The organism is Rhodosalinus sp. (genome assembly GCF_041685465.1).
Taxonomy (GTDB): Bacteria; Pseudomonadota; Alphaproteobacteria; order Rhodobacterales; family Rhodobacteraceae; genus Rhodosalinus.
In genome coordinates, this window is the sequence record NZ_JAWLFS010000010.1 from 1 (window position 1) to 23,816 (window position 23,816).

General features: G+C 73.3%; 27 protein-coding genes. 10 read left to right on the plus strand and 17 right to left on the minus strand.

Translation table 11 applies throughout. The features are described from left to right. Positions 1–143: 143 nt before the first annotated feature. Positions 144–737 carry a molybdenum cofactor guanylyltransferase MobA gene (gene mobA / locus ACESL7_RS01435; RefSeq protein ID WP_372890715.1) on the minus strand — a complete coding sequence of 198 codons (594 nt, stop codon included), beginning with the start codon at positions 735–737 and terminating at the stop codon, positions 144–146. 75 nt (positions 738–812) lie between these two features. Here mobA and ACESL7_RS01440 point away from each other — a divergent pair, with 75 nt between their 5' ends. Beyond that, complete coding sequence (locus ACESL7_RS01440) at positions 813–1,529, plus strand: AzlC family ABC transporter permease (protein WP_372890717.1); 717 nt, start codon at positions 813–815, stop codon at positions 1,527–1,529. Further along, positions 1,526–1,864 carry an AzlD domain-containing protein gene (locus tag ACESL7_RS01445; protein ID WP_372890719.1) on the plus strand — a complete coding sequence of 113 codons (339 nt, stop codon included), beginning with the start codon at positions 1,526–1,528 and terminating at the stop codon, positions 1,862–1,864. Before ACESL7_RS01440 ends, ACESL7_RS01445 begins: the two co-directional genes overlap by 4 nt. On the opposite strand, the gene ACESL7_RS01450 is transcribed toward ACESL7_RS01445, so the two are convergent. The 4 genes from ACESL7_RS01450 to ACESL7_RS01465 form a co-directional block, all read right to left on the minus strand. Then, positions 1,865–2,425 carry a hypothetical protein gene (locus ACESL7_RS01450; protein ID WP_372890721.1) on the minus strand — a complete coding sequence of 187 codons (561 nt, stop codon included), beginning with the start codon at positions 2,423–2,425 and terminating at the stop codon, positions 1,865–1,867. Between the two features lie 89 nt (positions 2,426–2,514). Beyond that, a complete protein-coding gene (locus tag ACESL7_RS01455; RefSeq protein WP_372890723.1) occupies positions 2,515–2,652 on the minus strand; it encodes an aa3-type cytochrome c oxidase subunit IV in 138 nt (45 codons plus the stop codon). A gap of 86 nt (positions 2,653–2,738) precedes the next feature. After that, positions 2,739–3,779 carry an MBL fold metallo-hydrolase gene (locus tag ACESL7_RS01460; RefSeq protein WP_372890725.1) on the minus strand — a complete coding sequence of 347 codons (1,041 nt, stop codon included), beginning with the start codon at positions 3,777–3,779 and terminating at the stop codon, positions 2,739–2,741. A 157-nt stretch (positions 3,780–3,936) separates the two neighbouring features. Continuing rightward, complete coding sequence (locus ACESL7_RS01465) at positions 3,937–5,655, minus strand: acyl-CoA dehydrogenase (protein WP_372890727.1); 1,719 nt, start codon at positions 5,653–5,655, stop codon at positions 3,937–3,939. Positions 5,656–5,762: 107 nt separating this feature from the next. Between ACESL7_RS01465 and ACESL7_RS01470 the strand changes: the two genes are divergently transcribed. Continuing rightward, positions 5,763–6,719, plus strand: coding sequence for an L-threonylcarbamoyladenylate synthase (locus ACESL7_RS01470; protein WP_372890729.1), 957 nt, complete (start codon positions 5,763–5,765; stop codon positions 6,717–6,719). Positions 6,720–6,726: 7 nt separating this feature from the next. On the opposite strand, the gene ACESL7_RS01475 is transcribed toward ACESL7_RS01470, so the two are convergent. Continuing rightward, positions 6,727–7,293, minus strand: coding sequence for a YqgE/AlgH family protein (locus ACESL7_RS01475; protein WP_372890731.1), 567 nt, complete (start codon positions 7,291–7,293; stop codon positions 6,727–6,729). A 123-nt stretch (positions 7,294–7,416) separates the two neighbouring features. Between ACESL7_RS01475 and ACESL7_RS01480 the strand changes: the two genes are divergently transcribed. Next, a complete protein-coding gene (locus ACESL7_RS01480; protein ID WP_372890733.1) occupies positions 7,417–8,232 on the plus strand; it encodes a protein-disulfide reductase DsbD domain-containing protein in 816 nt (271 codons plus the stop codon). 62 nt (positions 8,233–8,294) lie between these two features. Here the strand turns inward: ACESL7_RS01480 and ACESL7_RS01485 are convergent, their stop codons facing one another. The 6 genes from ACESL7_RS01485 to ACESL7_RS01510 all read right to left on the minus strand — a co-directional run bounded on the left by ACESL7_RS01485 (position 8,295) and on the right by ACESL7_RS01510 (position 15,848). Beyond that, entirely contained in the window at positions 8,295–11,702 is a 3,408-nt protein-coding gene (locus tag ACESL7_RS01485; RefSeq protein ID WP_372890735.1) for an efflux RND transporter permease subunit, read from the minus strand. A 3-nt stretch (positions 11,703–11,705) separates the two neighbouring features. Next, complete coding sequence (locus ACESL7_RS01490) at positions 11,706–13,160, minus strand: efflux RND transporter periplasmic adaptor subunit (protein WP_372890737.1); 1,455 nt, start codon at positions 13,158–13,160, stop codon at positions 11,706–11,708. Between the two features lie 297 nt (positions 13,161–13,457). After that, positions 13,458–13,895, minus strand: coding sequence for an NUDIX domain-containing protein (locus tag ACESL7_RS01495; RefSeq protein WP_372890739.1), 438 nt, complete (start codon positions 13,893–13,895; stop codon positions 13,458–13,460). Then, on the minus strand, positions 13,892–14,434 hold the full coding sequence (gene moaB / locus ACESL7_RS01500; protein ID WP_372890741.1) for a molybdenum cofactor biosynthesis protein B: 543 nt from the start codon (positions 14,432–14,434) through the stop codon (positions 13,892–13,894). The genes ACESL7_RS01495 and moaB overlap by 4 nt, the downstream gene beginning before the upstream one ends. Further along, positions 14,431–15,057 (minus strand): LysE family translocator, encoded by a 627-nt coding sequence (locus ACESL7_RS01505; protein WP_372890742.1) that lies wholly within the window; start codon positions 15,055–15,057, stop codon positions 14,431–14,433. Before ACESL7_RS01505 ends, moaB begins: the two co-directional genes overlap by 4 nt. Beyond that, the gene (locus tag ACESL7_RS01510; protein ID WP_372890744.1) at positions 15,054–15,848 is read right to left on the minus strand and encodes a uracil-DNA glycosylase; all 795 of its coding nucleotides are present in this window, start codon (positions 15,846–15,848) and stop codon (positions 15,054–15,056) included. Before ACESL7_RS01510 ends, ACESL7_RS01505 begins: the two co-directional genes overlap by 4 nt. A gap of 219 nt (positions 15,849–16,067) precedes the next feature. Here ACESL7_RS01510 and ACESL7_RS01515 point away from each other — a divergent pair, with 219 nt between their 5' ends. Genes ACESL7_RS01515 through plsY form a run of 5 tightly spaced genes read left to right on the plus strand, consistent with a single transcriptional unit; the run spans position 16,068 to position 19,855 of the window. Continuing rightward, a complete protein-coding gene (locus ACESL7_RS01515) occupies positions 16,068–17,012 on the plus strand; it encodes an aspartate carbamoyltransferase catalytic subunit (RefSeq protein ID WP_372890746.1) in 945 nt (314 codons plus the stop codon). Next, a complete protein-coding gene (locus tag ACESL7_RS01520; protein WP_372890748.1) occupies positions 17,009–17,563 on the plus strand; it encodes a hypothetical protein in 555 nt (184 codons plus the stop codon). The genes ACESL7_RS01515 and ACESL7_RS01520 overlap by 4 nt, the downstream gene beginning before the upstream one ends. Continuing rightward, complete coding sequence (locus tag ACESL7_RS01525) at positions 17,560–17,949, plus strand: hypothetical protein (protein WP_372890750.1); 390 nt, start codon at positions 17,560–17,562, stop codon at positions 17,947–17,949. The genes ACESL7_RS01520 and ACESL7_RS01525 overlap by 4 nt, the downstream gene beginning before the upstream one ends. Next, positions 17,946–19,241, plus strand: a complete 1,296-nt coding sequence (pyrC, locus tag ACESL7_RS01530; protein ID WP_372890752.1) for a dihydroorotase — start codon at positions 17,946–17,948, stop codon at positions 19,239–19,241. Before ACESL7_RS01525 ends, pyrC begins: the two co-directional genes overlap by 4 nt. Continuing rightward, on the plus strand, positions 19,241–19,855 hold the full coding sequence (plsY, locus tag ACESL7_RS01535; RefSeq protein ID WP_372890754.1) for a glycerol-3-phosphate 1-O-acyltransferase PlsY: 615 nt from the start codon (positions 19,241–19,243) through the stop codon (positions 19,853–19,855). The genes pyrC and plsY overlap by 1 nt, the downstream gene beginning before the upstream one ends. Before the next feature lie 42 nt (positions 19,856–19,897). Here plsY and ACESL7_RS01540 read toward each other — a convergent pair whose 3' ends face one another. Both ACESL7_RS01540 and ACESL7_RS01545 read right to left on the minus strand, forming a co-directional pair. After that, the gene (locus ACESL7_RS01540) at positions 19,898–20,743 is read right to left on the minus strand and encodes an alpha/beta fold hydrolase (protein WP_372890756.1); all 846 of its coding nucleotides are present in this window, start codon (positions 20,741–20,743) and stop codon (positions 19,898–19,900) included. Positions 20,744–20,745: 2 nt separating this feature from the next. Then, positions 20,746–21,351: a 2-hydroxychromene-2-carboxylate isomerase gene (locus tag ACESL7_RS01545; RefSeq protein ID WP_372890758.1), complete on the minus strand. Its 606-nt coding sequence runs from the start codon at positions 21,349–21,351 to the stop codon at positions 20,746–20,748. 105 nt (positions 21,352–21,456) lie between these two features. On the opposite strand from ACESL7_RS01545, the gene ACESL7_RS01550 reads away from it, so the two are divergent. After that, positions 21,457–22,473, plus strand: a complete 1,017-nt coding sequence (locus tag ACESL7_RS01550) for a ribose-phosphate pyrophosphokinase (protein ID WP_372890760.1) — start codon at positions 21,457–21,459, stop codon at positions 22,471–22,473. Positions 22,474–22,597: 124 nt separating this feature from the next. Here the strand turns inward: ACESL7_RS01550 and ACESL7_RS01555 are convergent, their stop codons facing one another. The 3 genes from ACESL7_RS01555 to ACESL7_RS01565 all read right to left on the minus strand — a co-directional run. Continuing rightward, complete coding sequence (locus ACESL7_RS01555) at positions 22,598–22,948, minus strand: H-type lectin domain-containing protein (protein ID WP_372890762.1); 351 nt, start codon at positions 22,946–22,948, stop codon at positions 22,598–22,600. 102 nt (positions 22,949–23,050) lie between these two features. After that, complete coding sequence (locus ACESL7_RS01560; RefSeq protein ID WP_372890764.1) at positions 23,051–23,488, minus strand: F0F1 ATP synthase subunit epsilon; 438 nt, start codon at positions 23,486–23,488, stop codon at positions 23,051–23,053. 54 nt (positions 23,489–23,542) lie between these two features. Further along, on the minus strand, positions 23,543–23,816 hold a 274-nt coding region (locus tag ACESL7_RS01565), incomplete at its 5' end, for an ATP synthase beta subunit C-terminal domain-containing protein (RefSeq protein WP_487247749.1).

Genomic DNA, 23,816 nt, shown 5'->3' on the forward strand with positions numbered 1-23,816 from the left:
CTCGGCGACGCGGCGGCTGCGCAGGTAGACCGGCGGCGCGACGCCTTCGGCCGTGGCGCGCGCCGCCCAGATCGCGTCCTTCTTCGGGCGCGGCCCCCGGTCCGCGCCACCGGACCAGTCCACCATGAGCACCGTGTCGACCCTCACCGCGCCGCCAGCCGCGCCCGCGCCGCGGCGAGATCCTCGGGCGTGTTCACGTTGAAGAAGGCCGCTTCCGACGTGAAGGCGACCGTCACCGCCCCCTGCCCGGCGGCGAACTCGCGCACCTTCGCCTCGCCCCGGTCGAGCGCGTCGCGGAGCGCCGGGGCGAGGCGCACGGGCCAGAGCGCGCAGAGCGGGTGCAGCGCGCCCTCCGGGCCCGCGGCCACTGCCGGACGCGCGCCCTCGCCGGAGGCCGCGCGGAGACGGGGCACCAGATCGGGCGGCAGAAAGGGCGTGTCCGCCGGCGCCGTCACCGCCGCGTCGGCGCCCTGCCCCGCTGCCCAGTCGAGCGCGGCGAGCACACCCGCGAGCGGCCCGGGCCACCCCGGCACCGGGTCGGGCAGCACCGGCAGGCCCAGCCTGGCGAAGCGGGCGGGATCGCCGTTCGCGTTGAGCGCGAGCGCCGCGACATGGCCCGCGAGCTCCCCGGCGACATGCGCGGCGAGCGGCCGGCCCGCGAGGTCGAGGAGCGCCTTGTCGCCCCCGCCCATCCGGCGCGCGCGGCCGCCGGCGAGGATCACGCCCACCGTCCTCATCCGGGCGCCGCGCCGGTTTGCATCCCTGCCGCCGCGGGTCTATGGCCGGGGGCCGGTTCATTCGGGAGCCATCGCATGGCGACATCTTCCCCGCGCGGCGCCTTCATGCAAGGGGTGCGCGACGCGCTTCCCTTCACGCTCGTGGTCTCGCCCTTCGCGCTGCTCTTCGGCGTGGTGGCGACGGAGGCGGGTCTCAACGTGCTCGAGGCGCTGAGTTTCTCGGTCGTGGTGATCGCGGGCGCCTCGCAGTTCGCGGCGCTGCAGCTCCTGTCCGAGAACGCGCCGACGCTGATCGTGCTCGCCTCGGCGCTGGCGGTGAACCTGAGGATGGCGATGTATTCCGCCTCGCTCACGCCGCATCTCGGGAAGGCGCCGCTCTGGCAGCGCGCGCTCGTGGCCTATTTCCTCGTCGATCAGACCTATGCGCTCGCCGCCGTGAAATTCGAGCGCGAGCGGCTGACGCTCTCCGAACGGCTCGCCTATTTCTGGGGCACGGTCACACCGATCTGTCCGCTCTGGTACGTGATGACGGTCGTCGGCGCGCTCGTGGGCACGGCGATCCCGGCGGGCGTGCCGCTGGATTTCGCGCTGCCGATCACCTTCATCGCGCTGATCGCGCCGATGCTGCGCACGCTCGCGCATGTCGTCGCGGCGGGGGTCTCGGTCGCGCTGGCGGTCGGCTTCGCCTTCCTGCCCTACAACCTCGGGCTGATGGTGGCGGCGCTCGGTGCGATGACGGCGGGGGCGCAAACCGAGGTCTGGGTGGAGCGTCGGCGGGGGCCTGCGGAATGACCGGCGACGCGGCGATCCCCCCGGGCGAGCTCTGGATCGTCATGATCGGGCTCGGGCTCGGCAGCTTCGGGCTGCGCTTCGTCTTTCTGGGCCTCGTGGGGGACCGCGCCCTGCCCGCGTGGCTCTTGCGCCACCTGCGTTATACCACCGTCGCGGTGCTGCCGGGGCTGGTCGCGCCGATGGTTCTCTGGCCCTCGGCCACCGGCGGCACGCCGGAGCCCGCGCGCCTCGCCGCGGCGGCGGTCACGCTCGGCCTCGGCGTGACGACGAAGAACGTGCTGCTCTCGATCGGGAGCGGTGCGGCGACGCTCGGCCTCGGGCTCTGGCTCTTTTGATCAGGGGCGGCTGCCGGTCTCCGGACCCTGGTAGGACATGATCGCCTTGAACTTGTCCGGGTCGTCGTATTCGACGAGCTTCTCGGTCTCGACACCCGGCAGCTTCTCGAAATCCTCCATCAGGCGCTTCGGGAACCAGACCGGGCGGATGCTTTCGAAGCCGGGCAGCTCCGAGAGGACGCGCGCCGTCTCGATCGTGCAGCGGGCGGGCTGCACGGGGCCGGCCTCCTGCACCTTGCGGAGCGCCATCTCCGCCACCTCGGGCGAGACGATCTTCGTCTGTATGATGACGTGGTAGGTCTCGCGCGCGTGGGCGCTGCGGTAGATGCGCTCGAATTCCGGGGTCACGCCGAAGAGCACGTCGTTGCGCTCGGGCACGTCCGGGTGCCCGGTATCGCCGGCAGGGTCGAAGATCACCTGCTGCGAGGCGTTGATCAGCAGGCTCGTGTGCGCACCGGACCCGGTCCGGTTGCTCACCATCGTGTAGAGCCGGATCATCGGCGGCGCGTCGCTCGCGTAGGCGGCGCGCGCCACCACCTCGTCCGGCGCCCAGGTGCCCATGTTCGGCGGCCCGCAGCCCGCAGCGGCGGCCGCGAGGGGAAGAAGGAGAAACCGCCGCCGCTGCATCGATGCGCGCCCCGAACGGCAGGTCAGGAGTTGAAGAGCGCGAGGAAGACGAGAATTCCGATCGCAACGCCACCGACCCAGATCGAGGCCTTCACGAAGCCCTCGAAGGTCTTCTCCTGCTCGGTGATGTCCATCTTGCCGGTCTTGTTCTCTTCGGCCATGGGGTCGTGTCCTCCGTCTGCCGCTTGCATGTCCTGCCTCACGGATACCGCGGCGCCCCGCACCGGGCAAGCGCCGCGGCGCCGGTTCAGCCCGTGCGCCGGTATTCCCAGGCGCCCTGCTCGTTCAGGCGGCGCGCGGCGCGGCCCGCCTGATGCAGGTGGTTGAGATGCGCGATCGCCTCGACAAGGGCAAGGCCGTACTCCGCCCGCCCGATGTCCCGCTTGAAGAGCGCCGGGAAGCACTGGGCGGCGGTGCGCGGCGTCTCGAGGTGGCGCTCCAGCCGCTCCAGCGCGCCGTGGTGGTTCTCGATCAGCTGGCGCAGGCGGAGCGGCAGCCCGGTGAAGGGCAGCTTGTGCCCGGCGAGGGCGAGCTGATCGGGCCGTGCATGGGTGGCGAGCCGCCCGCAGGCCTCCAGCCAGTCCGCGAGCGGGTCGGCCTCCGGCTCGGTCGCGTAGACCCCGATGTTGGAGCTGATCGAGAGGATCGCCTGATCGCCGGTCAGCACGAGCCCGTCGTCGCGGCTCCAGAAGGTGGCGTGCTCCGGCGCGTGCCCGGCGCCGCAGCGGATGTCCCAGGTGCGGCCGCCCATGCGGATCGTCCCGCCCTCGGCCAGCCGCGTGAAGCCGAGCGGCAGCGGCCAGACGACGTCGGCGAAGTTGAAGGGACGCTCCGCGGCGCGCTCGGCGAGGATGTCCTCGGCCATCCCGGCGCGGCGCCAGAAGGCGAGCGTCTCCGCCGTCGGGCGGTCCTGCGCGTCGAGCGTCAGCATCCGCGCGAAGAGCCAGGCGGTGCGCGTGGTCAGAAGCTCGGCACCGTGCTCGGACTGGAACCAGCCGGCGAGGCCGACATGGTCGGGGTGGTGGTGCGTGACGATCACCCGCCGCACGGGCCTGCCCCCGAGCGGGCCGTCGAGGAGCGCCTGCCAGATCGCGCGGCTGCGCCGGCTGCTGACGCCGGTGTCGACGATGGTCCAGCCGTCCCCGTCGTCGAGCGCATAGACGTTGACGTGGTCGAGCGCCATCGGCAGCGGCATCCGCAGCCAGAGCACGCCTTCGGCCACCTCGGTCGCGTCCCCCTCCGCGGGCGGGTGGTCCCACGGGGTGCGGATGCCGTCGCCGCCGTCCATCAGGTGCACCTGCCCGTCGTCTGCGGGGTGGGCTCTGTCCTGTCCGGGCCGCACTGCCGGCGTTGCGGGGAGGCAGAGATCGGAATCATGCTGGCTGGCCTTCGATGGTTCCCGTCCGCGCGTTGCCCTGCGCGCCGAAGCTCGTATCGACCGTCCATCATGCGGCCAGGTCGTCGTCGCTGAGCGCGTAGAGGTCCGCGCCGCCCGCGCGCGCCTCGGCAAGAAGGCCCGCGTGCTCGGGCAGCAGGCGGCGGACATAGACCTGCGCGAGCGCGGTGCGCGGCCCCGCCCCGCCCTCGGCGCGCGCGGCGCGCAGGTGGTAGTGCCCGCCGAGCACCCGCGCCATGGCGCGCAGGTAGGGCACGGAGCCCGCGAAGCGGTCAGTGAGCTCGCCCGTGGCGACGAGCGCCTCGGTCGCCTCGCGCAATTCCTCGGCCGCCTGCCAGACGGGGCCGGCGAGGTCGGGGAGCGCGCCGCGCGCCGCCTCGGCCTCCGCCTCGATCTCGTCGATGAGCGCCTGCGCCGCCTCACCGCCGTCGGCGAGCTTGCGGCCCACGAGGTCCATCGCCTGGATGCCGTTGGTGCCCTCGTAGATCGCGCTCACCCGCACGTCGCGCCAGTACTGCGCGGCGCCGCTCTCCTCGATCACGCCCATGCCGCCGTGGATCTGGATCCCCGTGTCGGCGAGCGCGAGCCCGGTGTCGGTGCCGTAGGCCTTGGCCACCGGCGTCAGCAGCGCCGCCCGCGCGGCCCAGCCGGCCTCGCCCGTCGCGGTCTCCATGTCGATCGCCACGGCACAGGCGAAGGCCACGGCCCGCGCCGCGAAGAGCTCGGCCTTCATCGTGGCGAGCATCCGGCGCACGTCGGCGTGCTCGACGATGGCGCCGCTGCCGCCCTCGACCGGCGTCGCGCCCTGCCTGCGCTCCAGCGCATAGGCGAGCGCGTGCTGATAGGCGCCCTCGGCCACGCCGATCCCCTGCATGCCGACACCGAGGCGCGCGTTGTTCATCATGGTGAACATGCAGCGCATCCCCTTGTTGGGCGCGCCGATCAGCCAGCCGGTCGCGCCCTCGTAGGCGAGCGTGCAGGTCGCGCTCGCATGCAGGCCCAGCTTTTCCTCGATGCCGACGACGCGGATCGCGTTGCGCTCGCCCGGCGTGCCGTCCTCGCGGGGCACGTATTTCGGCACGAGGAACAGGCTGATCCCCTTCGTTCCCGCCGGCGCGTCCGGCAACCGGGCGAGGACGAGGTGGCTGACGTTCTCCGCGAAGTCGTTGTCGCCCCCGGTGATGTAGATCTTCTGCCCCGTGAGCCGGTAGGTGCCGTCCTCCGCGGGCTCGGCCCGCGTCGCGGCCGCGCCCACGTCCGAGCCCGCCTGCGGCTCGGTCAGGTTCATCGTCGCCGTCCAGTCCCCGCTCGCGAGCTTCGGGATGTAGAGCGCCTTGATCCAGTCGGGCGCATGGTGATCCAGCGCCTCGATCTGGCCCTGCGCCATCAGCGGCGAGAGCTGCGCGGCGAGGCAGGCGCCCGACATCATCTCGTTGAGCGCCGTCGCCACCGTGATCGGCAGGCCGAGCCCGCCGTGCGCCTCCGGCCCCGAGACGCCCAGGAAGCCGCCCTCGCCGAGCGCGCGGTAGCCCTCCGCGAAACCGGGCGAGAGGCGCACGACCCCGTTCTCGAAGCGCACGGGATGCGTGTCGCCGGAGCGCTGGAGCGGCGCGAGCACCTCCTCGCAGACCCGGCCCGCCTCGGTCAGCATGGCCGCCACGACGTCGGGCGCCGCCTCGGCGAAGCGGTCGGTGGCCGCGACCTTCCGGAAGTCCACGACGTGATCCAGCAGGAAGCGATACTCGGGCACCGGCGCGTGATAGGGCATGAACGACCTCGCGGGCTTGGCATGTCTCCGGGGCGGGTGTATGCCCGCTTTCCCGACGGAAGGCTAGGTCAGCCCGCCGCACCCGCAACCGCAACGCTGCGTCACGAATGCCCCGCCGCCCCGCCCGTCCAGAGCGTCTCGCCCCCGACGCCGCCGGCGTCGCCCGCGCCGCCGCGCTTCTGCGCGAGGGCCGCCTCGTCGCGATCCCGACCGAGACGGTCTACGGCCTTGCCGCCGACGCGCGGACCCCCGAGGCGGTCGCCGCGATCTATGCCGCCAAGGAACGGCCCGCCTTCAACCCGCTGATCGCCCATGTCGCCGACGCCGACGCGGCGGCGGCGCTCGTGCACTGGCCCGAGACCGCCGCGCGGCTGGCGCGGGCCTTCTGGCCCGGGCCGCTGACGCTCGTCCTGGCCCTCCGGCCGGGCCATGGGCTCGCCCCCGGCGTGACCGCGGGGCTGGAAACGCTCGCCGTGCGCGTGCCGGACCAGCCCGTGACGCGCGCGCTCCTCGCCGCGATGGGCGGCCCGCTCGCCGCGCCCTCGGCCAATCCCTCCGGCCGGCTGAGCCCCACCCGTCCCGAGCACGTCATCGCGGGCCTCGGCGAGCGGATCGCCGCGGTGCTCGACGCCGGCCCCTGCCCGGTCGGTGTCGAATCGACGATCCTGGCGCTCGAGCCCACGCCGCGCCTCCTGCGCCCCGGCGGGGTCCCGGCCGAGGCGATCGAGGCGGTCCTCGGCGCGCCCCTCGCCGGCTGTGCGCCGGACCCGGCCACGCCGCAGGCGCCCGGGCAGCTCGCCTCGCACTACGCGCCGCGCGCCGCGCTCCGGCTGAACGCGGACGCGCCGCGCCCGGGCGAGCGGATGCTCGGCTTCGGCGAGGTGGCGGGCGAGTTGACGCTGTCGGCGACGGGCGATCTGGCCGAGGCGGCGGCCAACCTCTTTCACCACCTGCACGCGCTCGACGATGGCACCCACCCGATCGCCGTGGCGCCGATCCCCCAGACGGGCCTCGGCCGCGCGATCAACGACCGGCTGCGCCGCGCCGCCGCGCCGCGGGACTGAGGCGCGCTCAGGCGCGCCCGCCGCTCCCCGAGAGCATCAGCGTGTCGATGCCCAGCGTCTCGAGCGCGGCCTGCCACTTGCCGGCGTCGTCGCGCGCGAAGACGAGCTCCGGCGTCGCGTCGGCGGTGAGCCAGGCGTTCTGCGCGAGCTCCGCCTCGAGCTGGCCCGCGCCCCAGCCCGCGTAGCCGAGCGCCATCAGCGCCTGACCCGGCCCCTCGCCCCGCGCGAAGGCCTCGAGGATATCGAGCGTCGCCGTCATGGCGAAGCGCGCGTCCACCGTGAGCGTGGAGTCCGACGTGTCGTAATCCGGCCCGTGCAGCACGAAGCCCCGCCCGGTCTCGACAGGGCCGCCGAAGTGCACCTTCATGTGCCGCGCGCCCGGCCCCGCCTCGATCTCGAGCTGTTCGAAGAGGTCGGAGAGGGTGACGTCGTCGGTGGGCTTGTTGAGGATGAGGCCCATCGCCCCCTCCTCGGAATGGGCGCAGACGAGCACCACGCTGCGCTCGAAGCGCGGGTCGCCCATCGCCGGCATCGCGATCAGGAGCTTCCCCGTCAGGGGGGTGACCTCGGACATTCCGCCTCTCCGTTGCTCGAAGAGCAACATGACCCCGCCCGCGGGGCGCTTCAAGGGTGCCGGCTCGCCGGAACGTGAGCGCAGGCGCCTTGGCAAAGCCGCCGCGCTGCGCAATCTGGGCCCATGCGACTGCGATCCCTCCTGCTTTCTCTCGGCGCGCTCTCCGCCGCGGCCCTGGCGCCCGCGGCCCCGGCGCGCGCGCTCGACGTCGTCAAGGGCGAGATCCTGCCGGGCTGGCGCCGCGCCGACGGGACGCATCTCGCCGGGCTGCGGCTGACGCTCGACCCGGGGTGGAAGACCTACTGGCGCGCACCGGGCGACGCGGGCATCCCGCCGGACTTCGACTGGAGCGGGTCGGGCAACCTCGGCGGGGTGGAGATCGCCTGGCCCGTGCCGGAGGTCTTCGACCAGAACGGCATGCGCACGATCGTCTATTCGGACGAGGTGGTGCTGCCGCTGCGCGTGGACCCGAGGCGCGCCGGCGAGGCGGTGGCGCTCTCCGCCGAGATCTCCCTCGGCGTCTGCGAGGACATCTGCATCCCGGCCGAGATCGCGGTCGAGGGCACGCTGCCCGCCACCGGCGGCACCCCCGATCCGGCGATTGCCGCGGCCCTCGCCGCACGCCCCCTCGACGCGGAGGACGCCGACGTCGGGGCCGTCACCTGCACCGTGACGCCCACCGAACGCGGCGTCACGCTCAGCGCCACGGTCGCGCTGCCCCGCGCGGACGCGAGGACCGCGGCGGTGATCGAGCCGGGCGATCCCGAAATCTGGGCCTCCGAGCCGGACCTCGCGCATCCCGCGCCGGACCGGGTCGTGGCGACCAGTGACCTGGAGCACGTGGGCGGCGGCGCCTTCGCACTCGACCGGAGCGCGGTGCGCATCACCCTTCTCGGCGCCGGCACGGCGGTGGACATCCGCGGCTGCGCCGGCGGTTAGCGCCCAAGCGGTTTCGGGAAACCGCTTGGCCAAGCGCGTTGCAACGCGCTTGGCCCGGCCGCTCACGCCGCGCGACGCCCGGGCCGGGTGACGAGCCGCACCGCCAGCGCCGCCGCCAGCGCGACCACCGCCGCCCCCGCGAGGTAGGCGGCGAGCGCGGCAGCCATCGGCGGCGCGGCCGCGAGCCCGGGCATCAGATCGGCGATCGGCGGCGTCAGCGCCCCGGTCACCGCCGTCCAGCCGAGCGTCGCCGCCAGCCAAGCGAGGCTCGCCAGCGCGCCGAGCCGGAGCCCGGTGCGCGCGCCCCGCGCCCGGAAGCGCAGCCCCCGGCGGAAGGCGCGCACCAGCCGGCCGAGATCGGTCTGCGCCGCGAGCAGCGCGGGCACCACGAGCAGCACGAGCACCATCCCGAAGCCGAGCCCGTAGACCAGCGTGATCACCGTGGGCTTCAGGAACTCGGCCTGGCTCGAGCCTTCGTAGAGCAGCGGCGTGAGGCCGAGCACCGTCGTCGCCGTCGTCAGGAGCACGGGCCTGAGCCGGTCGGCCGCCCCGTCCACGATCGCCGGGGCGAGGCCACGGGTGCGCGCCTTTTCGGCGATGGTGGTCATCAGAACGATCGAATCGTTCACGATGATGCCCGTCATGCCGAGAAGCCCCACCACCGAGAACATCGAGAGCGGCACGCCCCAGGCATTGTGTCCCCAGATCGCGCCGACGAGACCGAAGGGAATCACCGCCATCACCACGAACGGCCGCGTCCAGCTTCCGAAGATCCACGCCAGCGCGAGGTAGATCCCCGTGAGGCAGAGCAGAAGCCCCGTCACCGCGTCGGCGAGGAACTCGCTTTCCTGCTCCGAGAGCCCGGAGACCCGCCAGTTCACCTGCCGCTCGGCGGCGATGGCGGGCAGGATCTCTTCCTCCAGCGCGGTGCGGATCTCGGCCGTGCGCGCGGCGTCCTCCATGTCGATGTCGCCGGTGACCGAGACGACGCGCAGCCCGTTCTCCCGCCGCACCGTCGAGAAGCCCGTCCGCCGCTCGACCGAGACCACGTCGGCAAGCGGCACATAGGCGCCCTCGGGCGTGCGGAGCTGCATCCGGTCCATGAAATCGGCCTTGAGCGCGTCCTCGGGCAGTTCCACGCGGATCGCGGCGCTGCGCGGGCCGGCGGGATAGGTCGCCGCCTCGATGCCGCCCAGACGGTCGCGCAGAACCCGGCCGAGCCCCTCCGCAGAGAGGCCCAGGGCATGGCCCTGCGCCGTGAGCTCGAGGATCAGCTCCTCCTTGTCGTAGGGCAGGTCGTCCTCGACGCCCGACACCTCCGGGAAGCGCGCCACGGCCGTCTTGAGATCCTCGGCGGCGGCCTTCAGCGTCCCGGCCGAAGCGCCGTGGAACTGCACGTCGAGCGCGTCGCCTCCCGGCCCCGAGCGGAAGCCGCGGAAGGTGACCGTCTCGGCCATCGGGTGGCGCTCGACGCGCTCCTGCAGGGCGCCGACGAAGGCGAAGGCGGAATAGGGGCGGAGATCGGCGTCGATGAGTTCGATCGAGATACCGCCCAGCTGGTCGGGCTCCTTGGTCTCGGCGCCCGCCATGCCCCAGCCGGCGTTGCCGCCCACCTCGGCGAGGACATAGTCGACCGGATTGCGCCCGTGCTCCTCCGCGTAGTCCGCGGCGACCTCCTCGACCGCGCGCTGCATCGCCGCCATCTGCTCGAGGCTGTCGGCGCGCGTCGCGCCGGTCGCCATGGCGAAGTTCCCCGTCACCGACGAGCGCTCCGGCGCGTTGAAGAAGCGCCAGCTCACGTCGCCGCTCACCACGAGGGCGACCTGGCTGGCCAGGATCGCGACGACCCCGGCGAGGACGACATAGCGCGCGCGGATGACGCCGCGCATCGCGGGGCGGAAGAGCCGGTCGCGCACGACCGCGAAGCCGCGGTTCACCTGCCGCGAGGGCCAGTCGTACCAGTGCTCGCGGTCGGAAGACTTCAGCGCATGCGCCATGTGGTTGGGCAGGATCAGGAAGCATTCCACGAGGCTCGCCAGCAGCACCGCGATCACCGTGAAGGGAATGTCGGCGATCAGGTCGCCGAAGCGCCCGCCGATGGCGACCAGCGAGAAGAAGGCGAAAACGGTCGTCAGCGTCGCCGCGAAGACCGGCATCGCCATGCGCCGCGCCGCGTTCTCGGCGGCGACCACGGGCGGCTCGCCGAGGGTCCGATGGCGGTGGTCGGCGTGCTCGCCCACGACGATGGCGTCGTCCACCACGATGCCGAGCGTGATGATGAGCGCGAAGAGCGAGATCATGTTGATCGTCAGCCCGCCCGCGTACATCAGCGCGACGGTGGCGAACATCGCCGTCGGGATGCCCGCGGCGACCCAGAAGGCGGTGCGCGCGTTCAGGAAGAGAAAGAGCAGCAGCACCACGAGGCCGAGGCCCATGAGCCCGTTGTCGATCAGGATGTCGAGCCGGCCCGAGATGTAATCCGCCCGCGTGCGGATCAGATCGACCGAAACGTCCTCGGGCAGCGTCGCGCGCAGATCGGCGGCGACTTCCTCGACGGTGCGCTGCATGGCGATCGCGTCGCCCCGCGCCGAGCGGTCCACCCGCACCGACATCGCCGGATCGTCGCCAACGAAGTAGCTGCGTTCGCGCGCCGCGCCCTCGACGCGGACGCTGGCGACCTGCCCGATGGTCAGATCCGCGCCGGAGGGGTCGGAGCGCAGCACGATGTCCGCGATTTCCTCGGCGCCGCGCGTCTCGCGTCCCGTGCGCACCCGCGTCGTGGCCGAGGCGACGTCGCCGGCGGGCGAGGCGTCCACCTCCGCCGCGATGGCCGAGGCGATGTCGCGCATGGTCAGATCGTGGGCGATGAGCGCGGCCTGCTCCACCTCCACGACCGTTTCGGGCGCGGCGAGGCCGCGGATCGTCGTCCGCGTCACGCCCGCCTCGAAGAGCCGCGCCACGAGTTCGTCGGCGTAGCGCGCGATCTGGTCGACGCCGACGGGCCCGGTGATGACCACGTCGGTCACCCGGTCGCGCCACGCGCCGCGGCGCACCTCGGGCTCCTCGGCCTCCTCCGGCAGTTCGGTGATCTGGTCGACCGCCGTCTGCACGTCGTCGGCGGCGCGCGACATTTCCCAGCCGGGCTCGAAATCGACGCGGATGCTCGCCCGGCCCTCGCGCGAGGTGGCCTCGGTGCCCTCGACCCCCTCGACGGCGAGAAGCGCGGGCTCCAGCACCTGCACGATGCCCGAATCGACGTCCTCCGCCCCCGCGCCGGTCCAGGCGACGGAAACGGTGACATCGTCCACCACCACGTCCGGGAAGAACTGCGCGCGCATGTTGGGGAAGGACACGAGTCCCGCGACCAGCATGAGCACCAGAAGCAGGTTGGCCAGTGTCGGATGCCGCGTGAAATGCGAGAGGATCCCGCCCGGCCCCCCGCCCGGTCCCTGCGGCGCCGCACCGGCCACGGCTCAGCCCTCCATCCGCGCTTCGAGGCGCGCGACCACGCGGGCGGGCACCTGCGGCGCGGCGAGCCGGGCGCGCAGGCGTGCCTTGGCGGCCTCGGGCAGATCGGCCCGGTCCTCGATGAAGGCGACGAGCCGCGCGCGCCGCTCCGGCGAAAGCTCCAGCATGGCCTCGGGCTCGGGCCCGGCGGCGGCGCTTTCGAGCGGGCGCACCTTCACGCCGGGGCCGAGGAGCGGCGTGCGCGCGGCGACAACCTGCCGGCCGTCGAGCGCCGGCGCGCGCACCAGCACGTCATCCCCCTGCCGGCGCAGGAGCGTCACCGCCATCGACTCGAGCCGGTCCCCGGGACCGAGGACCAGCACCTCGTCGGCCGAATCGAGCGCGCTCGCCGGCAGGCGCACGACCCGCTCCAGCGGCGGCTCCTCGACCTCGACGGTGACGAAATCACCGGGCTTGAAGCCGGGCGCGGCGTCGAGCCCGGCGAAGACCCGCCGCCCCGTGCGCCCCTCGCCCACGGAGGCGTCCTCGCGGTCCAGGCTGCCCTCGGCGGTCAGGTCGGTGCCCGCCCCCTCGAGCCGGACCCTGACCGGTGCCGCCCGCAGATCGCCGCCCTCGTCCAGAAGCCGGCCGTATTGCGACGTCGAGACGCGGAAGGCGACCTCGAGCGCGTCCGCGTCGATCAGGCGGCCGAGCCGCTCGTTCATCGAGACGAGCCCCCCCTCGATCGCCGTGACCTCGGCAAGCCGGCCGTCGAAATCGGCGCGCAGCACCGTGTCGGCGAGGCGCCGCTCGGCCTCGGCGAGGGCGATCTCGCTCCGTTCGATCCGGGTCTGCGCCTGATCGACGCGCGCCTCGGCCTGCGCCACCGCCTGCCGACGCGCGACGACAGCCTGCCGCGCGGACGCGGCAGCGAGTTCCGTCGTCTCCACCGTCGCCGTCGTTCCGACACCCCGCTCGGAGAGATCGCGCGAGCGCGCAAGCGCGCGTTCGCGCAGCTCCGCCTGCTCCTGCGCGACGTCGAGTTCGTCCCGCGCGAGCGCAAGGCCGCGCTCGGCGTCCCGTGCCTCGGCCCGCGCATCCATCAGGTCGGCGCGGGCCCGGTCGCGCGCGGCTTCGGCGTCGGCCGGGTCGATCCGCATGAGCACATTGCCCTCGGTCACCGTGCCGCCGTCCACGAAGCTCTCCGCGAGTTCGACCACGCGGCCCGCCGCGGCGGCGCGCAGTTCCAGCGTGCGGCGGCTCCGCACCTCGCCGTAGGCCGTGAGCACCGGCGTCGCCGTGCCGGCCTCGGCCTGCACCACATCCACGGCGAAGACCCGTTCGCGCGTCTCCGCCGCGCGCGGCGCCTCGGCCATGCGCTCCTGCACCGCGCCCTGTATCGCCGCGCCCGCATAGACCAGAAGGCCCAGCGCCGCCGACACGAGGAAAAGCCCCACCGCGCTCTTGCCGAGAAATCGCATCCGTCACCTCGATCCGGCCCGGAGGGGCCGCTTGTCGACATAGGTACAGGGATAGAATTCCCAAGTCTGCATGTGAGACGCCGCGCGCCGCTGCGCCCTTCCGTCGCGGCGGCGCGCGACGCCCGGCACAAGGCACCCAAGCCGAGGCAACCGGCGGGCGCGACGCAGGACGGGCCTCCGACCGGGGCCACGCACCGGCGCGCGGCGATGGACCCGGCGCAGACTGGACAGCGCCGCGGGGAACGTGCCGGCGGTGCGCCCGGCGCCCGCTTGCCCGCCCGCGCAGGACGGGCCGGCTCAGTCGAACATCTCCGCGAAGAGCGGGCGGAGCGGCGCGATCACCTCGAAGGAGAGAAGCTGCGCCGGCGTCAGGAAGGCGAAGCCCGCTCCCTCGCCCAGCAGCACGTCGCCCGGCGCGATGCCGCGGTCGGTGTGGAAGACGTAAAGCACGCCGTCCGCCCGAACGTAGGAGGGCACGCGCACCAGCGGCGCGAGCTCGAACTCTCCGAGCCAGACGCCCGTCTCCTCGTGGAACTCGCGCACCGCCGCCTCGACCAGCGTCTCGCCCGGCTCCACCGCCCCGCCGAAGAGGCCCCATTGCCCCGGCGCGGCGATGTCGGGGCGGTCGTCGCGCAACTGCATGAGCACCCGCCCCGCGGCGTCCTGCGCCATGACGAGCGCGCCGCGCCAGCCCTCGGTCGCGGGCAACGGGCCGAGGGCGCGAAAGCCGGTCACTTGCGCCGGCGATGCTCGTCGAGGCGCGGCAGGATCTCGACGAAGTTGCAGGGCCGGTGGCGGTAATCGAGTTGCGGGCCGAGGATCGCGTCCCAGGCGTCGCGGCAGGCCGAGGGGCTGCCCGGCAGCGCGAAGAGGTAGGTACCCCCGGCGACCCCGCCGGTGGCGCGGCTCTGCACCGCGGAGGTCCCGATCTTCTGCCAGGAGACGAGGGCGAAGATCGTGCCGAAGGCCTCGATCTCCTTCTCGTAGACGTCGCGGTGCGCCTCCACGGTCACGTCGCGCCCGGTGAGCCCGGTGCCGCCGGTGGTGATCACCACGTCCACCTCCGGCGCCGCGATCCAGCGACGGAGCTGGTCGGCGATCCCGGCGCGTTCGTCGGGCAGGATGCGCCGCTCCGCGAGGGTATGGCCCGCCGCCTCGATCCGCTCCACCAGCGCCGCGCCGGAGCGGTCATCCTCGGGCGTGCGGGTGTCGCTCACCGTCAGGACGGCGATGCGGGCAGGGATGAAGTCGCGCTCTTCGTCGATCCGGCTCATGGCCCCGACCTTGCGCCAAGGAGGAGGCGCAGCGCAAGCGCGCCGAAGATCGTCGCCGAGACGACCCCGGCGATCCGCGCCGCGCGCGGGCTCTGCACGAGCCGCCCCGCCGCGCCCCCGGCGAGCGCGCCGACCGCGGCGTTGACGATGAAGCCGCCGGCCGCCAGCAGCCCGCCGAGGAGCGCGAACTGCGCCATGAGGCCGCCTGATCCCGCGTCCACGAACTGCGGCAGGAAGGCGAGCGTGAAGAGAATCACTTTCGGGTTCAGCAGGTTCACGGCGAGCCCTTCGCGAAAGGCCCGCCCCGGCGCGCGCGCCGGTGCCTCCGGCCGTGCGACCCCTTGCCGGAGCGCCTGCACGGCAAGCCAGAGCAGATAGGCCACCCCGAGCCAGCGAATCGCGCCCATCGCCCCGGGCACGGCGGCAACCAGCGCGGCGAGCCCGAGCCCCGCCGCGAGCGCGTGGATCAGCACGCCGAGGGAGATGCCCGCGCTCGCCGCGAGCGCCGCGCGCCGCCCGCCCGAAAGCCCCTGCGCCAGCGCGAACATCATGTCCGCCCCCGGCGTCAGGTTGAGCGCGAGCGCCGCGGGCAGGAAGGCGAGGAGGACGACAGGATCCATCACGCCCCCTCCAGCCGCGCGGCGAGGGTGAGCATGTCCTCCCAGGCCATGCGCTTGGCCGCGGGGTTGCGCAGCAGGTAGGCGGGATGGAGCATCGGCAGCGCGGGCAGGCCTGCCGCCTCGTCCCAGCGCCCGCGCAGCCGGGTGATTCCCTTCCGCCCGAGGAGCGCCTGCGCGCTCGCGTTGCCCATGATCACGAGCACCTCGGGCGCGGCGAGCGCGATGTGGCGGCGCAGGAAGGGCAGCATCATCGCCGTCTCCTCCGCCGTGGGCTCGCGGTTGCGCGGCGGCCGCCACGGCAGGACATTGGTGATGTAGACCGCGCGCGCCGGCCCCTCGGCGTCTCGGGCGAGGCCGAGGGGCGCGAGCATCCGGTCGAGAAGCTGCCCGGCCCGGCCGACGAAGGGCCGCCCCTGCAGGTCCTCGTCGCGCCCCGGCGCCTCGCCGACGATCATCACCCGCGCGCCCGGCACGCCGTCCGAAAAGACGAGGCTGCGCGCGCCCTGCTTCAGCGGACAATGCGGATAGGCCGCGAGCGCGGCGCGCAGCGCCGGCAGGTCCGCCGCAGCCTGCGCCGCCGCCTCGGCCTCCGCCACCGGATCGGCGGCGGGCGCTGCCACCTGCGCGGGCGCCTCGGCCGGGGCGGGCGCGGGGGCCGCCGCCGCCTGCTGCCGCGCCGCCTCGGCCGCGGCGAAACGGTCCACGGGCGCATCGCCGATCGCCTCGGTCGCGCCGAGCTCGACCTGCCATTCGAGAAGCGCCTTCGCGGCGTGCCAGTCGATCGCGGGATCCATGGGGCGAGACTAGGCGCTCGCACGCAGCGCCGCCAGACCCCGCGCCCCGCCAAGGCCCCGACTGGCCGTGACGGGCCGCGACGGCCCCCCCGACGCGCGGGCACGGGCGCCGACGGCCGGGCGCGCCCTGCCCTGCACGCCACGCTCTGCCGCGCGCGCCGCCTTGCCCGGCCCGGCCGCGGCGCCTATACCGGCCAACAGCCGGCGAAGAGGGCGCGCATGGGCTTCACCGACCGACATCTCCTTGGGATCGAGCCCCTCGGCCCCGCGGCGATCACCGAGATCATCGACCGTGCCGACCGCTACGTCGCCTTCAACCGCCAGCCCGGCCGCCATGCCGACGCGCTCGCGGGGGCGACGCTCGTCAACATGTTCTTCGAATCCTCCACCCGCACGCAGGCGAGCTTCGAGCTCGCCGGCAAGCGGCTCGGGGCGGACGTGATGAACATGGCGATGCAGGCGAGCTCGCTGAACAAGGGCGAGACGCTGATCGACACCGCCACGACGCTGAACGCGATGAGACCCGACCTCCTCGTGGTGCGGCATCCGCACTCCGGCGCGGTCAACCTGCTCGCGCAGAAGGTCACCTGCGCGGTGCTCAACGCCGGCGACGGGCGGCACGAGCACCCGACGCAGGCGCTGCTCGACGCGCTGACGATCCGCCGCGCGAAGGGGCGGCTCCATCGCCTCTCGGTGGCGATCTGCGGCGACATCGCGCATTCCCGCGTCGCGCGGTCGAACATCCTGCTCCTCAACCGCATGGAAAGCCGCGTGCGCCTGATCGCGCCGCCGACCCTGCTGCCCAGGGGCATCGCGGATTTCGGCGTCGAGGTCTTCGAGGACATGGAGGAGGGCCTGCGCGACGTGGACGTCGTGATGATGCTCCGGCTTCAGCGCGAACGCATGGACGGCGGCTTCGTCCCCTCCGAGCGCGAGTATTACCACCGTTACGGCCTCGACCACGACAAGCTCGCCTTCGCGAAGCCGGACGCGATCGTGATGCACCCCGGCCCGATGAACCGCGGCGTCGAGATCGACGGCACGCTCGCCGACGACATCAACCGCTCGGTGATCCGCGAACAGGTGGAGATGGGCGTCGCGGTGCGCATGGCGGCGATGGACCTTCTGGCGCGCAACTGGCGCGCGGCGGAGGTCGAGGCGTGAGCGAGCGCATCGAGGTGCCGGCGCACGAGGCGGGGGTGGTGCGCGTCTTCGCGCTCGACCTCGCGCCCGAGGACGCGACGCGCTGGCGCGAGCCCGAGGGCGCCGACCCGCTCGCCGCGGCGCTCGGCGCCGATCCCTTCGACCGCACCTACGCCGAGGTCGTGCGCCTTGCCGACCTGGGGTCCATGCCGCTCTCGACCTATCTCGCCGAGGGCTACGGCATCGGCGCGGAAGAGCTCGCGCATCTGCGCGGCCGGCTCGACGCGATGACGGGCCATGTCGCCCTCGTCATGTCGTCGGCCTTCGGCGGCACGGCGCAGAGCCTCACCGTGCGCGCGCCGCTCCGCCTCGTGGCGCGGCTGACCGAGGAGGGCGCCACGACGCCGCAGATCCCGCTTGCCGCGGACACGGCGCGCGGAACGCTCTCGCCGGCGCCGATCCCGCCCGCGCCCCGCGGCTCGGGCGCGACGCGGCGCTACCTGCTGGGCACGCTCGTGATCGTGATCGTGGCCTTCCTCCTCGCTGCCCTGCTCGCGGGGGGCAGCGGATGAGCACGGTCTTCCGCCCGGACCGGGCCACCTACATCCGCGACCATGCCTGGATGGCCGCGCTCGCCATGGCCGGCGCGATGGTGGCGCTCTGGGCGCTTGGCAATCCGCACGTCTGGACCGGCGCGGTGGCGGGGCTCGCCGCGGTGGGGGTGCGGGGGTGGTATCTCGCCTCCGAGGAGCTCGGCCACGAATGGCGGCTGGAGGACGGCGCGCTCCACGGCCCCGGCGGGCGGCATGTCCCCCTCGACCGGATCGCGCGGCTCAACACCCTCGGCAGCGCCGTGCAGATCGTCACCGAGGGCGGCGACAAGCATCTCGTCAAGTATCTCGCCGACCGCGACGCCGTGCGCGCCGCGATCCGGCAGGCCGCGGGGAGGGACCTGTGACCGCCACGCTCATCGAGAACGCCCGCCTGATCGACCCCGAGGCCGGGACCGACGCGCCCGGCTGGCTGCTGATCCGCGCGGGCCGGATCGCCGCGGTGGGCCGCGAGGAGGCCCCGCAAGGGGCCGAGGAGCATGGGGCCGAGGAGCGCATCGACGCGCGCGGGCACTGCCTCGCCCCCGGCATCGTGGACTGGGGCGTGAAGATCGGCGAGCCGGGCGAGCGCCACAAGGAAAGCTTCCGCTCCGCCGGCCGCGCCGCGGCGGCGGGCGGCGTCACCACGCTGGTCACACGGCCCGACACGGCGCCGCCGCTCGACACACCGGAGGCGCTGGAGTTCGTGCGCCGCCGCGCCGCCGAGGCCGCGGGCGTGCGCATTCACCCGATGGCCGCGCTGACCAAGGGGTGCGCGGGTGCCGAGATGACGGAGATCGGCTTTCTCATGGATGCCGGCGCCGTCGCCTTTACCGACGCCTTCCACGTCACGGCCGAGACCCGGATCCTCTCCCGCGCGCTCGCCTACGCGCGCGGGCTCGGCGCCCTCGTCGTCGCCCACCCGCAGGAGCCGCGCCTGTCGCGCGGCGCGGCGGCGACCAGCGGCAAGTTCGCCACGCTCAAGGGGCTGCCCGCGGTCTCGCCCATGGCCGAGCGCATGGGAATCGACCGCGACATCGCCCTCGTCGAGATGACCGGCGCGGCGGTGCATTTCGACCAGGTCACCACCGCCCGCGCCCTGCCGCCGCTGGAGCGCGCCAAGCGCAACGGTTTCGACGTCACCGCGGGCGTCAGCGTGCATCACCTCACGCTCAACGAGCTCGACGTCGCCGACTACCGCACCTTCTTCAAGCTGACGCCGCCGCTCAGGGCCGAAGACGACCGCTCCGCGGTGGTCGAGGCACTGCGCTCGGGGCTGATCGACGTGCTCTGCTCCATGCACACGCCGCAGGACGAGGAGAGCAAGCGCCTCCCCTTCGAGGAGGCCGCCGCGGGCGCGGTCGGGCTCGAGACGCTGCTGCCTGCGGCGCTCCGGCTCTACCACGCCGGCGCGCTCGATCTGCCGGCGCTCTTCCGGGCGATGGCGCTCACCCCCGCGCGCCGGCTCGGGCTCGAGGCGGGCACGCTCGCGCCCGGCGCGCCGGCCGATCTCGTGCTTTTCGACCCGGACGCGCCCTTCGTGCTCGACCGCTGGACGATGCAGTCGAAATCCAAGAACACGCCCTTCGACGGCGCCCGGCTGCAGGGCCGCGTGCGCGGCACCTGGGTCGGCGGGCGCCGCATCCACGGAGACGCCTGATGCCCGGGATCGAGACCGCCCTGCCCCTCCTCGCGCTCTGGGCGCTCGCGGGCTATCTGCTGGGCTCGGTGCCCTTCGGGCTCGTGATCGCGCGCGCGCTCGGCCTCGGCGACCTGCGCACCATCGGCTCGGGCAATATCGGGGCGACCAACGTGCTGCGCACGGGCAACAGGCCGGCCGCGGCCGCCACGCTGATCCTCGACAGCGGCAAGGGCGCGGCGGCGGTCCTGATCGCGCGGGCGCTCGCGGCCGAGGACGCGGGCCAGATCGCGGGCCTCGCGGCGTTTCTCGGGCACTGCTTCCCGGTCTGGCTCGGCTTTCGCGGCGGAAAGGGGGTGGCGACCTTCCTCGGGCTTCTGCTCGCGCTCGCCTGGCCCGTGGGTCTCGCCGCCTGCGCGACATGGCTCGTCACCGCCGCGGTGCTCCGCTTCTCCTCGCTCGCCGCCTTGGTCGCGGCAGCGCTCTCCCCGCTCTGGGCGACGCTTCTCGGCCGGCCCGACACGGCGGTGCTGCTGATGGCGCTCGCGCTGATCGTGCTCTGGCGCCACCGCGAGAACGTCGCGCGCCTGCGCGCCGGCACCGAGCCGCGGATCGGCCGCAAGACGGGGCGTTGAGCGCCTACGGGGCGGTGCGGGGCGGCCTTGTCCGCCGCCGGGTCAGCCTCCGGCGGCAGCGGCACCGTCCGGCGCGCGATCGAGGAACGCCCGGATCGCGCCGGCGACGTCCTCCGGATGGGTCACGGGCGCCATGTGCCCTGCCCCGTCGATCACCGTGCGCCGCGCACCGGGAAGGCGTGCGGCGAGCCCCGCAGCGATCGCGGCGATATACTCCGGGCTCTCCGCCCCTTCCATGATCAGCACCGGCGCCGCGATCCGCCCCAGCGCACCGGGGCGAAGGAGGCCCGTGGGGTCGGTGCGGAGCATGCAGGAGGCGGCCTCGACCACCCGGATGCGCGCGATGAGCGTCGCGCGCTGCGCCTCGGGCAGGCTCTCCCAGGGGCGGCCGTCGCCCCATTTCGCCATGAAGATCCGCGTCGCCTCCGCCCAGTCGCCGCGCGCGGCGGCGGCGGTGTAATCGGCCATCTCGGTGTCGTGACGGGCAAGAAGGCCGGGCCGGTCCAGGGCCAGCACGGCGAAGAGCACAGGCTCGATCAGCGTCAGGCTGCGGACCTTTTCCGGCCGTTCGACCGCCAGCCTCAGCGCCGCCGTGGCGCCGAAGGAATGGCCGATCAGGTCGGCCCGGTCCTCGATCAGATCGGCCGCCATCGCTGCGGTCTGCGCCTGCACGTCGCCCCCGTCCGTCCAGTCGCCGCTCTTCCCGTGGCCGGGCAGGTCGAAGGCCGTCAGCGTCGCCGCGTCGGCAAGCCGTTCCGCCACTCCCGCCCAGAGCGCGGAACTGCCGAGCGAGCAATGGATCAGCACCGCCTCGCGCGGGCCGGCGCCCCATCGCCGCAGGAAGGTGGGAAAGCCCCCGGCGGTCACCAGGGCGGTGTCGTCCGCCATGCTCAGAGATCGCCCGCGAGGAAGAGGTCCAGATCCTCGAGCCGGTCCTGCCCCCAGAACCGCTCGTCGCCGACCACGTAGAAGGGCGCGCCGAAGACGCCGGCCTCGACGGCATCCTCAAGGTTGCGCGCGTAGGTCTCGGCCCCGGCGAGCAGCCCCCTGTCCGCGAGCGCCGGGTCGAAGCCCGCCTGCGCGAGGGCCTCGCGGATCACCGCGTCCTCGGCGATGTCGCGCTCCTCCGCCCAGCAGGCGGCAAGGATGGCCCGCACGAGCGCGCCGGTGTCGCCCTTCCCGCCCGTTTGCGCGGCTGCCTGCGCGGCGATGATCGCATAGGAGGCAGGCGCCGCGTTGGTCGGGAAATGCGCGGGCTGCAACACGATCGGCAGGCCCCGTTTCTTCGCCTGCCGGCGCAGTTCCTGCAGGCGATAGCTCTGCCGCGCGGGCGGGCGCTCGGCCGGGGGCGTGCCGCCGGTGCGCGCGAAGAGGGCGAGGATGTCCACCGGCTTGTAGGCGACCTCTGCGCCGTGGCGCTCCGCGATGCGCTCCAGCCGGTCCCCTGCGAGGTAGGCGAAAGGCGAAATCGCCGAGAAAAAGTAGTCGATCCGCATCTCGCAGGTCCTGTCCGCCGTTCGGGTTTGCGGCACCCTAGGCGCGTGCTAAGCGGTGTCAACGTCACGAATCTGTCATGCCTCCTTCGGACGGAGCCCCCTCCAATGCCTTCTCTCGTCGAGCCCAAGCTGATCGCGGGCAACGCCAACCTGCCCCTCGCCCGTGCCATGGCCCGCCGCATGTCGATGCACCGCGGCATGAACGTCGATCTGGTCGACGCCCGCGTCGAGCGCTTCAATGACGGCGAGATCTTCGTCGAAGTCTTCGAGAACGTCCGCGGCGAGGACATGTTCATCGTGCAGCCGACCTCGAACCCGGCGAACGACAACCTGATGGAACTGCTGATCATGACCGACGCGCTGCGCCGGTCCTCGGCGGCGCGGATCACGGCGGTCATCCCCTATTTCGGCTACGCCCGGCAGGACCGGCGCACCAAGGCGCGCACGCCGATCTCGGCGAAGCTGGTCGCCAACATGATGATGGGCGCCGGGATAGAGCGGGTGCTGACGATGGACCTGCACGCCGCGCAGATTCAGGGCTTCTTCGACATCCCTGTGGACAACCTCTACGCCGCGCCGGTCTTCGCGCTCGACATCTGTGAGCGCTTCAACGGCCATCTGGACGAGGTCACCGTCGTCTCGCCGGACGTGGGCGGCGTCGCGCGGGCGCGCGAACTGGCCACCCGGATCGGCGGGCAGCTCGCCATCGTGGACAAGCGCCGCGAGAAGGCCGGCGAGGTCGCCGGCATGACGGTCATCGGCGACGTGCAGGACCGCCGCTGCCTGATCGTGGACGACCTCTGCGACACCGCCGGCACGCTGGTGAAGGCGGCCGAGGTGCTGATGGAGAACGGCGCCCGCGAGGTGCACGCCTACATCACGCACGGCGTCCTGTCGGGCCCCGCGGTGGAGCGCATCACCAACTCGGTGATGAAGAGCCTCGTGATCACCGACACCATCGCCCCCACGGAGGCGGTGCAGGCGGCGCCGAACATCCGGGTCGTGCCGAGCGCCCCGGTCTTCGCACAGGCGATCCTGAACATCTGGAACGGCACCTCGGTCTCCTCGCTTTTCAACACCGAGATGCTGGAGCCGCTCTACGAGGGGCAGTTCAGGGACTGACGACGCCGGCCGGCGGGCTGCGCACCCCCGCGACGGCAAGAAGCCAGAATGCGTCACGCGTGTGCGACGGGGTGCGACCCTCGTCGGGCGCGGCGGGTGCAGACCGCCCGGCCATCGGCCCGGGTCAGCCGAGATCCCAGTCGTCAGGATTGGGCAGGGGGCCGAGCGCGATCCAGCCCACGCGCAGCTGCGCTGCATGCGTGTCCTCCCACGTCCGGAAAACGATCTCGAACCCGGCCGCATCCACCTTCTCGGCGGCGAGGTCGCCACGGGCGTTGGTGCTCTGATCGAAATCCCAGAGCGTGACCGAGACGTGAACGACGGGTGGCGCCACGAAGGGACGCGCAAAGGCGACCCGCGTGCGCCGCGCACGGGCCCCGTGTCCCGTCCACATCGACCCGCCGGTCTCATAGTCCGTGAAGAGCGTCACCTCGCCCTGATCGACCCCGAGCAGCCGTGCCTCGAAGCTATGCATGCCGCCCCCTCCCGTCGGCCGAGGGTCGGTCAAGACGGCGGCACGATCAACGAAAAAGGGCCCCGCCTCTGCGGAGCCCTCGCAACCACGACTTCCGGGCCCTCAGAGACTGGCCTGTTTCGGGTCCAGCCCGATATGCGAGCCGACGGCGACCATGTCCTCGAGAAGCCGCGCGGCGTCGTCCACCGGGCCGGGCTCGTTCGGGTAGGCCTGCTTGGCGCGGTCCCGTGCCTCCTTCGCCTCGGCGATCATCTCGTCGAGATGGGCCTGCGTCATCTCGCCGCGCGGGATCGCGCGCTCGGCGAGGACCGTGATGCCCTCCATGCCGATCTCGGCGAAACCGCCGGTGACGACGTATTCGCCCTCCCCCTCGCCGCCGCGCGCCTTCACGAGGCCGGGGCGCAGGGTTGTGATGGTGGGCGTGTGGCCGGGCATCGCCGTCATGTCGCCCTCGGCGCCGGGGATTTCCACCTCGGTCACCGCCATCGAGGCCAGCCGGCGCTCGGGGCTCACGAGATCGAACTGCATCGTGTCAGCCATGGGCTCTCCTCATGAGGCCCCGGCCACACGGCCGGGGCAAATGGGTGGACCGGATCAGGCGGCCTCCGCGGCCATCTTCTCGGCCTTCGCCTTCACGTCCTCGATGCCGCCGACCATGTAGAAGGCGCCCTCGGGCAGATGGTCGTATTCGCCGGCCACCACGGCCTTGAACGACGAGATCGTGTCCTCGAGGGAGACCTGAACGCCGGGCGACCCGGTGAAGACCTCGGCCACGTCGAAGGGCTGCGACAGGAACCGCTGGATCTTCCGCGCACGGGCCACGGTCAGCTTGTCCTCTTCGGACAGCTCGTCCATCCCGAGAATGGCG

What these genes read in the sequence shown, in the direction of transcription:
- ACESL7_RS01560 (WP_372890764.1), bottom strand. Translation starts at nt 23,488, where the DNA reads ATGGCTGACACGATGCAGTTCGATCTCGTGAGCCCCGAGCGCCGGCTG.
- ACESL7_RS01445 (WP_372890719.1), top strand. Translation starts at nt 1,526, where the DNA reads ATGACCGGCGACGCGGCGATCCCCCCGGGCGAGCTCTGGATCGTCATG.
- ACESL7_RS01510 (WP_372890744.1), bottom strand. Translation starts at nt 15,848, where the DNA reads ATGGATCCCGCGATCGACTGGCACGCCGCGAAGGCGCTTCTCGAATGG.
- mobA (WP_372890715.1), bottom strand. Translation starts at nt 737, where the DNA reads ATGAGGACGGTGGGCGTGATCCTCGCCGGCGGCCGCGCGCGCCGGATG.
- ACESL7_RS01545 (WP_372890758.1), bottom strand. Translation starts at nt 21,351, where the DNA reads ATGCGGATCGACTACTTTTTCTCGGCGATTTCGCCTTTCGCCTACCTC.
- plsY (WP_372890754.1), top strand. Translation starts at nt 19,241, where the DNA reads ATGCCCGGGATCGAGACCGCCCTGCCCCTCCTCGCGCTCTGGGCGCTC.
- ACESL7_RS01540 (WP_372890756.1), bottom strand. Translation starts at nt 20,743, where the DNA reads ATGGCGGACGACACCGCCCTGGTGACCGCCGGGGGCTTTCCCACCTTC.
- moaB (WP_372890741.1), bottom strand. Translation starts at nt 14,434, where the DNA reads ATGAGCCGGATCGACGAAGAGCGCGACTTCATCCCTGCCCGCATCGCC.
- ACESL7_RS01475 (WP_372890731.1), bottom strand. Translation starts at nt 7,293, where the DNA reads ATGTCCGAGGTCACCCCCCTGACGGGGAAGCTCCTGATCGCGATGCCG.
- ACESL7_RS01465 (WP_372890727.1), bottom strand. Translation starts at nt 5,655, where the DNA reads ATGCCCTATCACGCGCCGGTGCCCGAGTATCGCTTCCTGCTGGATCAC.
- ACESL7_RS01470 (WP_372890729.1), top strand. Translation starts at nt 5,763, where the DNA reads ATGCCCCGCCGCCCCGCCCGTCCAGAGCGTCTCGCCCCCGACGCCGCC.
- ACESL7_RS01490 (WP_372890737.1), bottom strand. Translation starts at nt 13,160, where the DNA reads ATGCGATTTCTCGGCAAGAGCGCGGTGGGGCTTTTCCTCGTGTCGGCG.
- ACESL7_RS01460 (WP_372890725.1), bottom strand. Translation starts at nt 3,779, where the DNA reads ATGGACGGCGGCGACGGCATCCGCACCCCGTGGGACCACCCGCCCGCG.
- ACESL7_RS01440 (WP_372890717.1), top strand. Translation starts at nt 813, where the DNA reads ATGGCGACATCTTCCCCGCGCGGCGCCTTCATGCAAGGGGTGCGCGAC.
- ACESL7_RS01480 (WP_372890733.1), top strand. Translation starts at nt 7,417, where the DNA reads ATGCGACTGCGATCCCTCCTGCTTTCTCTCGGCGCGCTCTCCGCCGCG.
- ACESL7_RS01515 (WP_372890746.1), top strand. Translation starts at nt 16,068, where the DNA reads ATGGGCTTCACCGACCGACATCTCCTTGGGATCGAGCCCCTCGGCCCC.
- ACESL7_RS01555 (WP_372890762.1), bottom strand. Translation starts at nt 22,948, where the DNA reads ATGCATAGCTTCGAGGCACGGCTGCTCGGGGTCGATCAGGGCGAGGTG.
- ACESL7_RS01550 (WP_372890760.1), top strand. Translation starts at nt 21,457, where the DNA reads ATGCCTTCTCTCGTCGAGCCCAAGCTGATCGCGGGCAACGCCAACCTG.
- ACESL7_RS01525 (WP_372890750.1), top strand. Translation starts at nt 17,560, where the DNA reads ATGAGCACGGTCTTCCGCCCGGACCGGGCCACCTACATCCGCGACCAT.
- ACESL7_RS01455 (WP_372890723.1), bottom strand. Translation starts at nt 2,652, where the DNA reads ATGGCCGAAGAGAACAAGACCGGCAAGATGGACATCACCGAGCAGGAG.
- ACESL7_RS01450 (WP_372890721.1), bottom strand. Translation starts at nt 2,425, where the DNA reads ATGGGCACCTGGGCGCCGGACGAGGTGGTGGCGCGCGCCGCCTACGCG.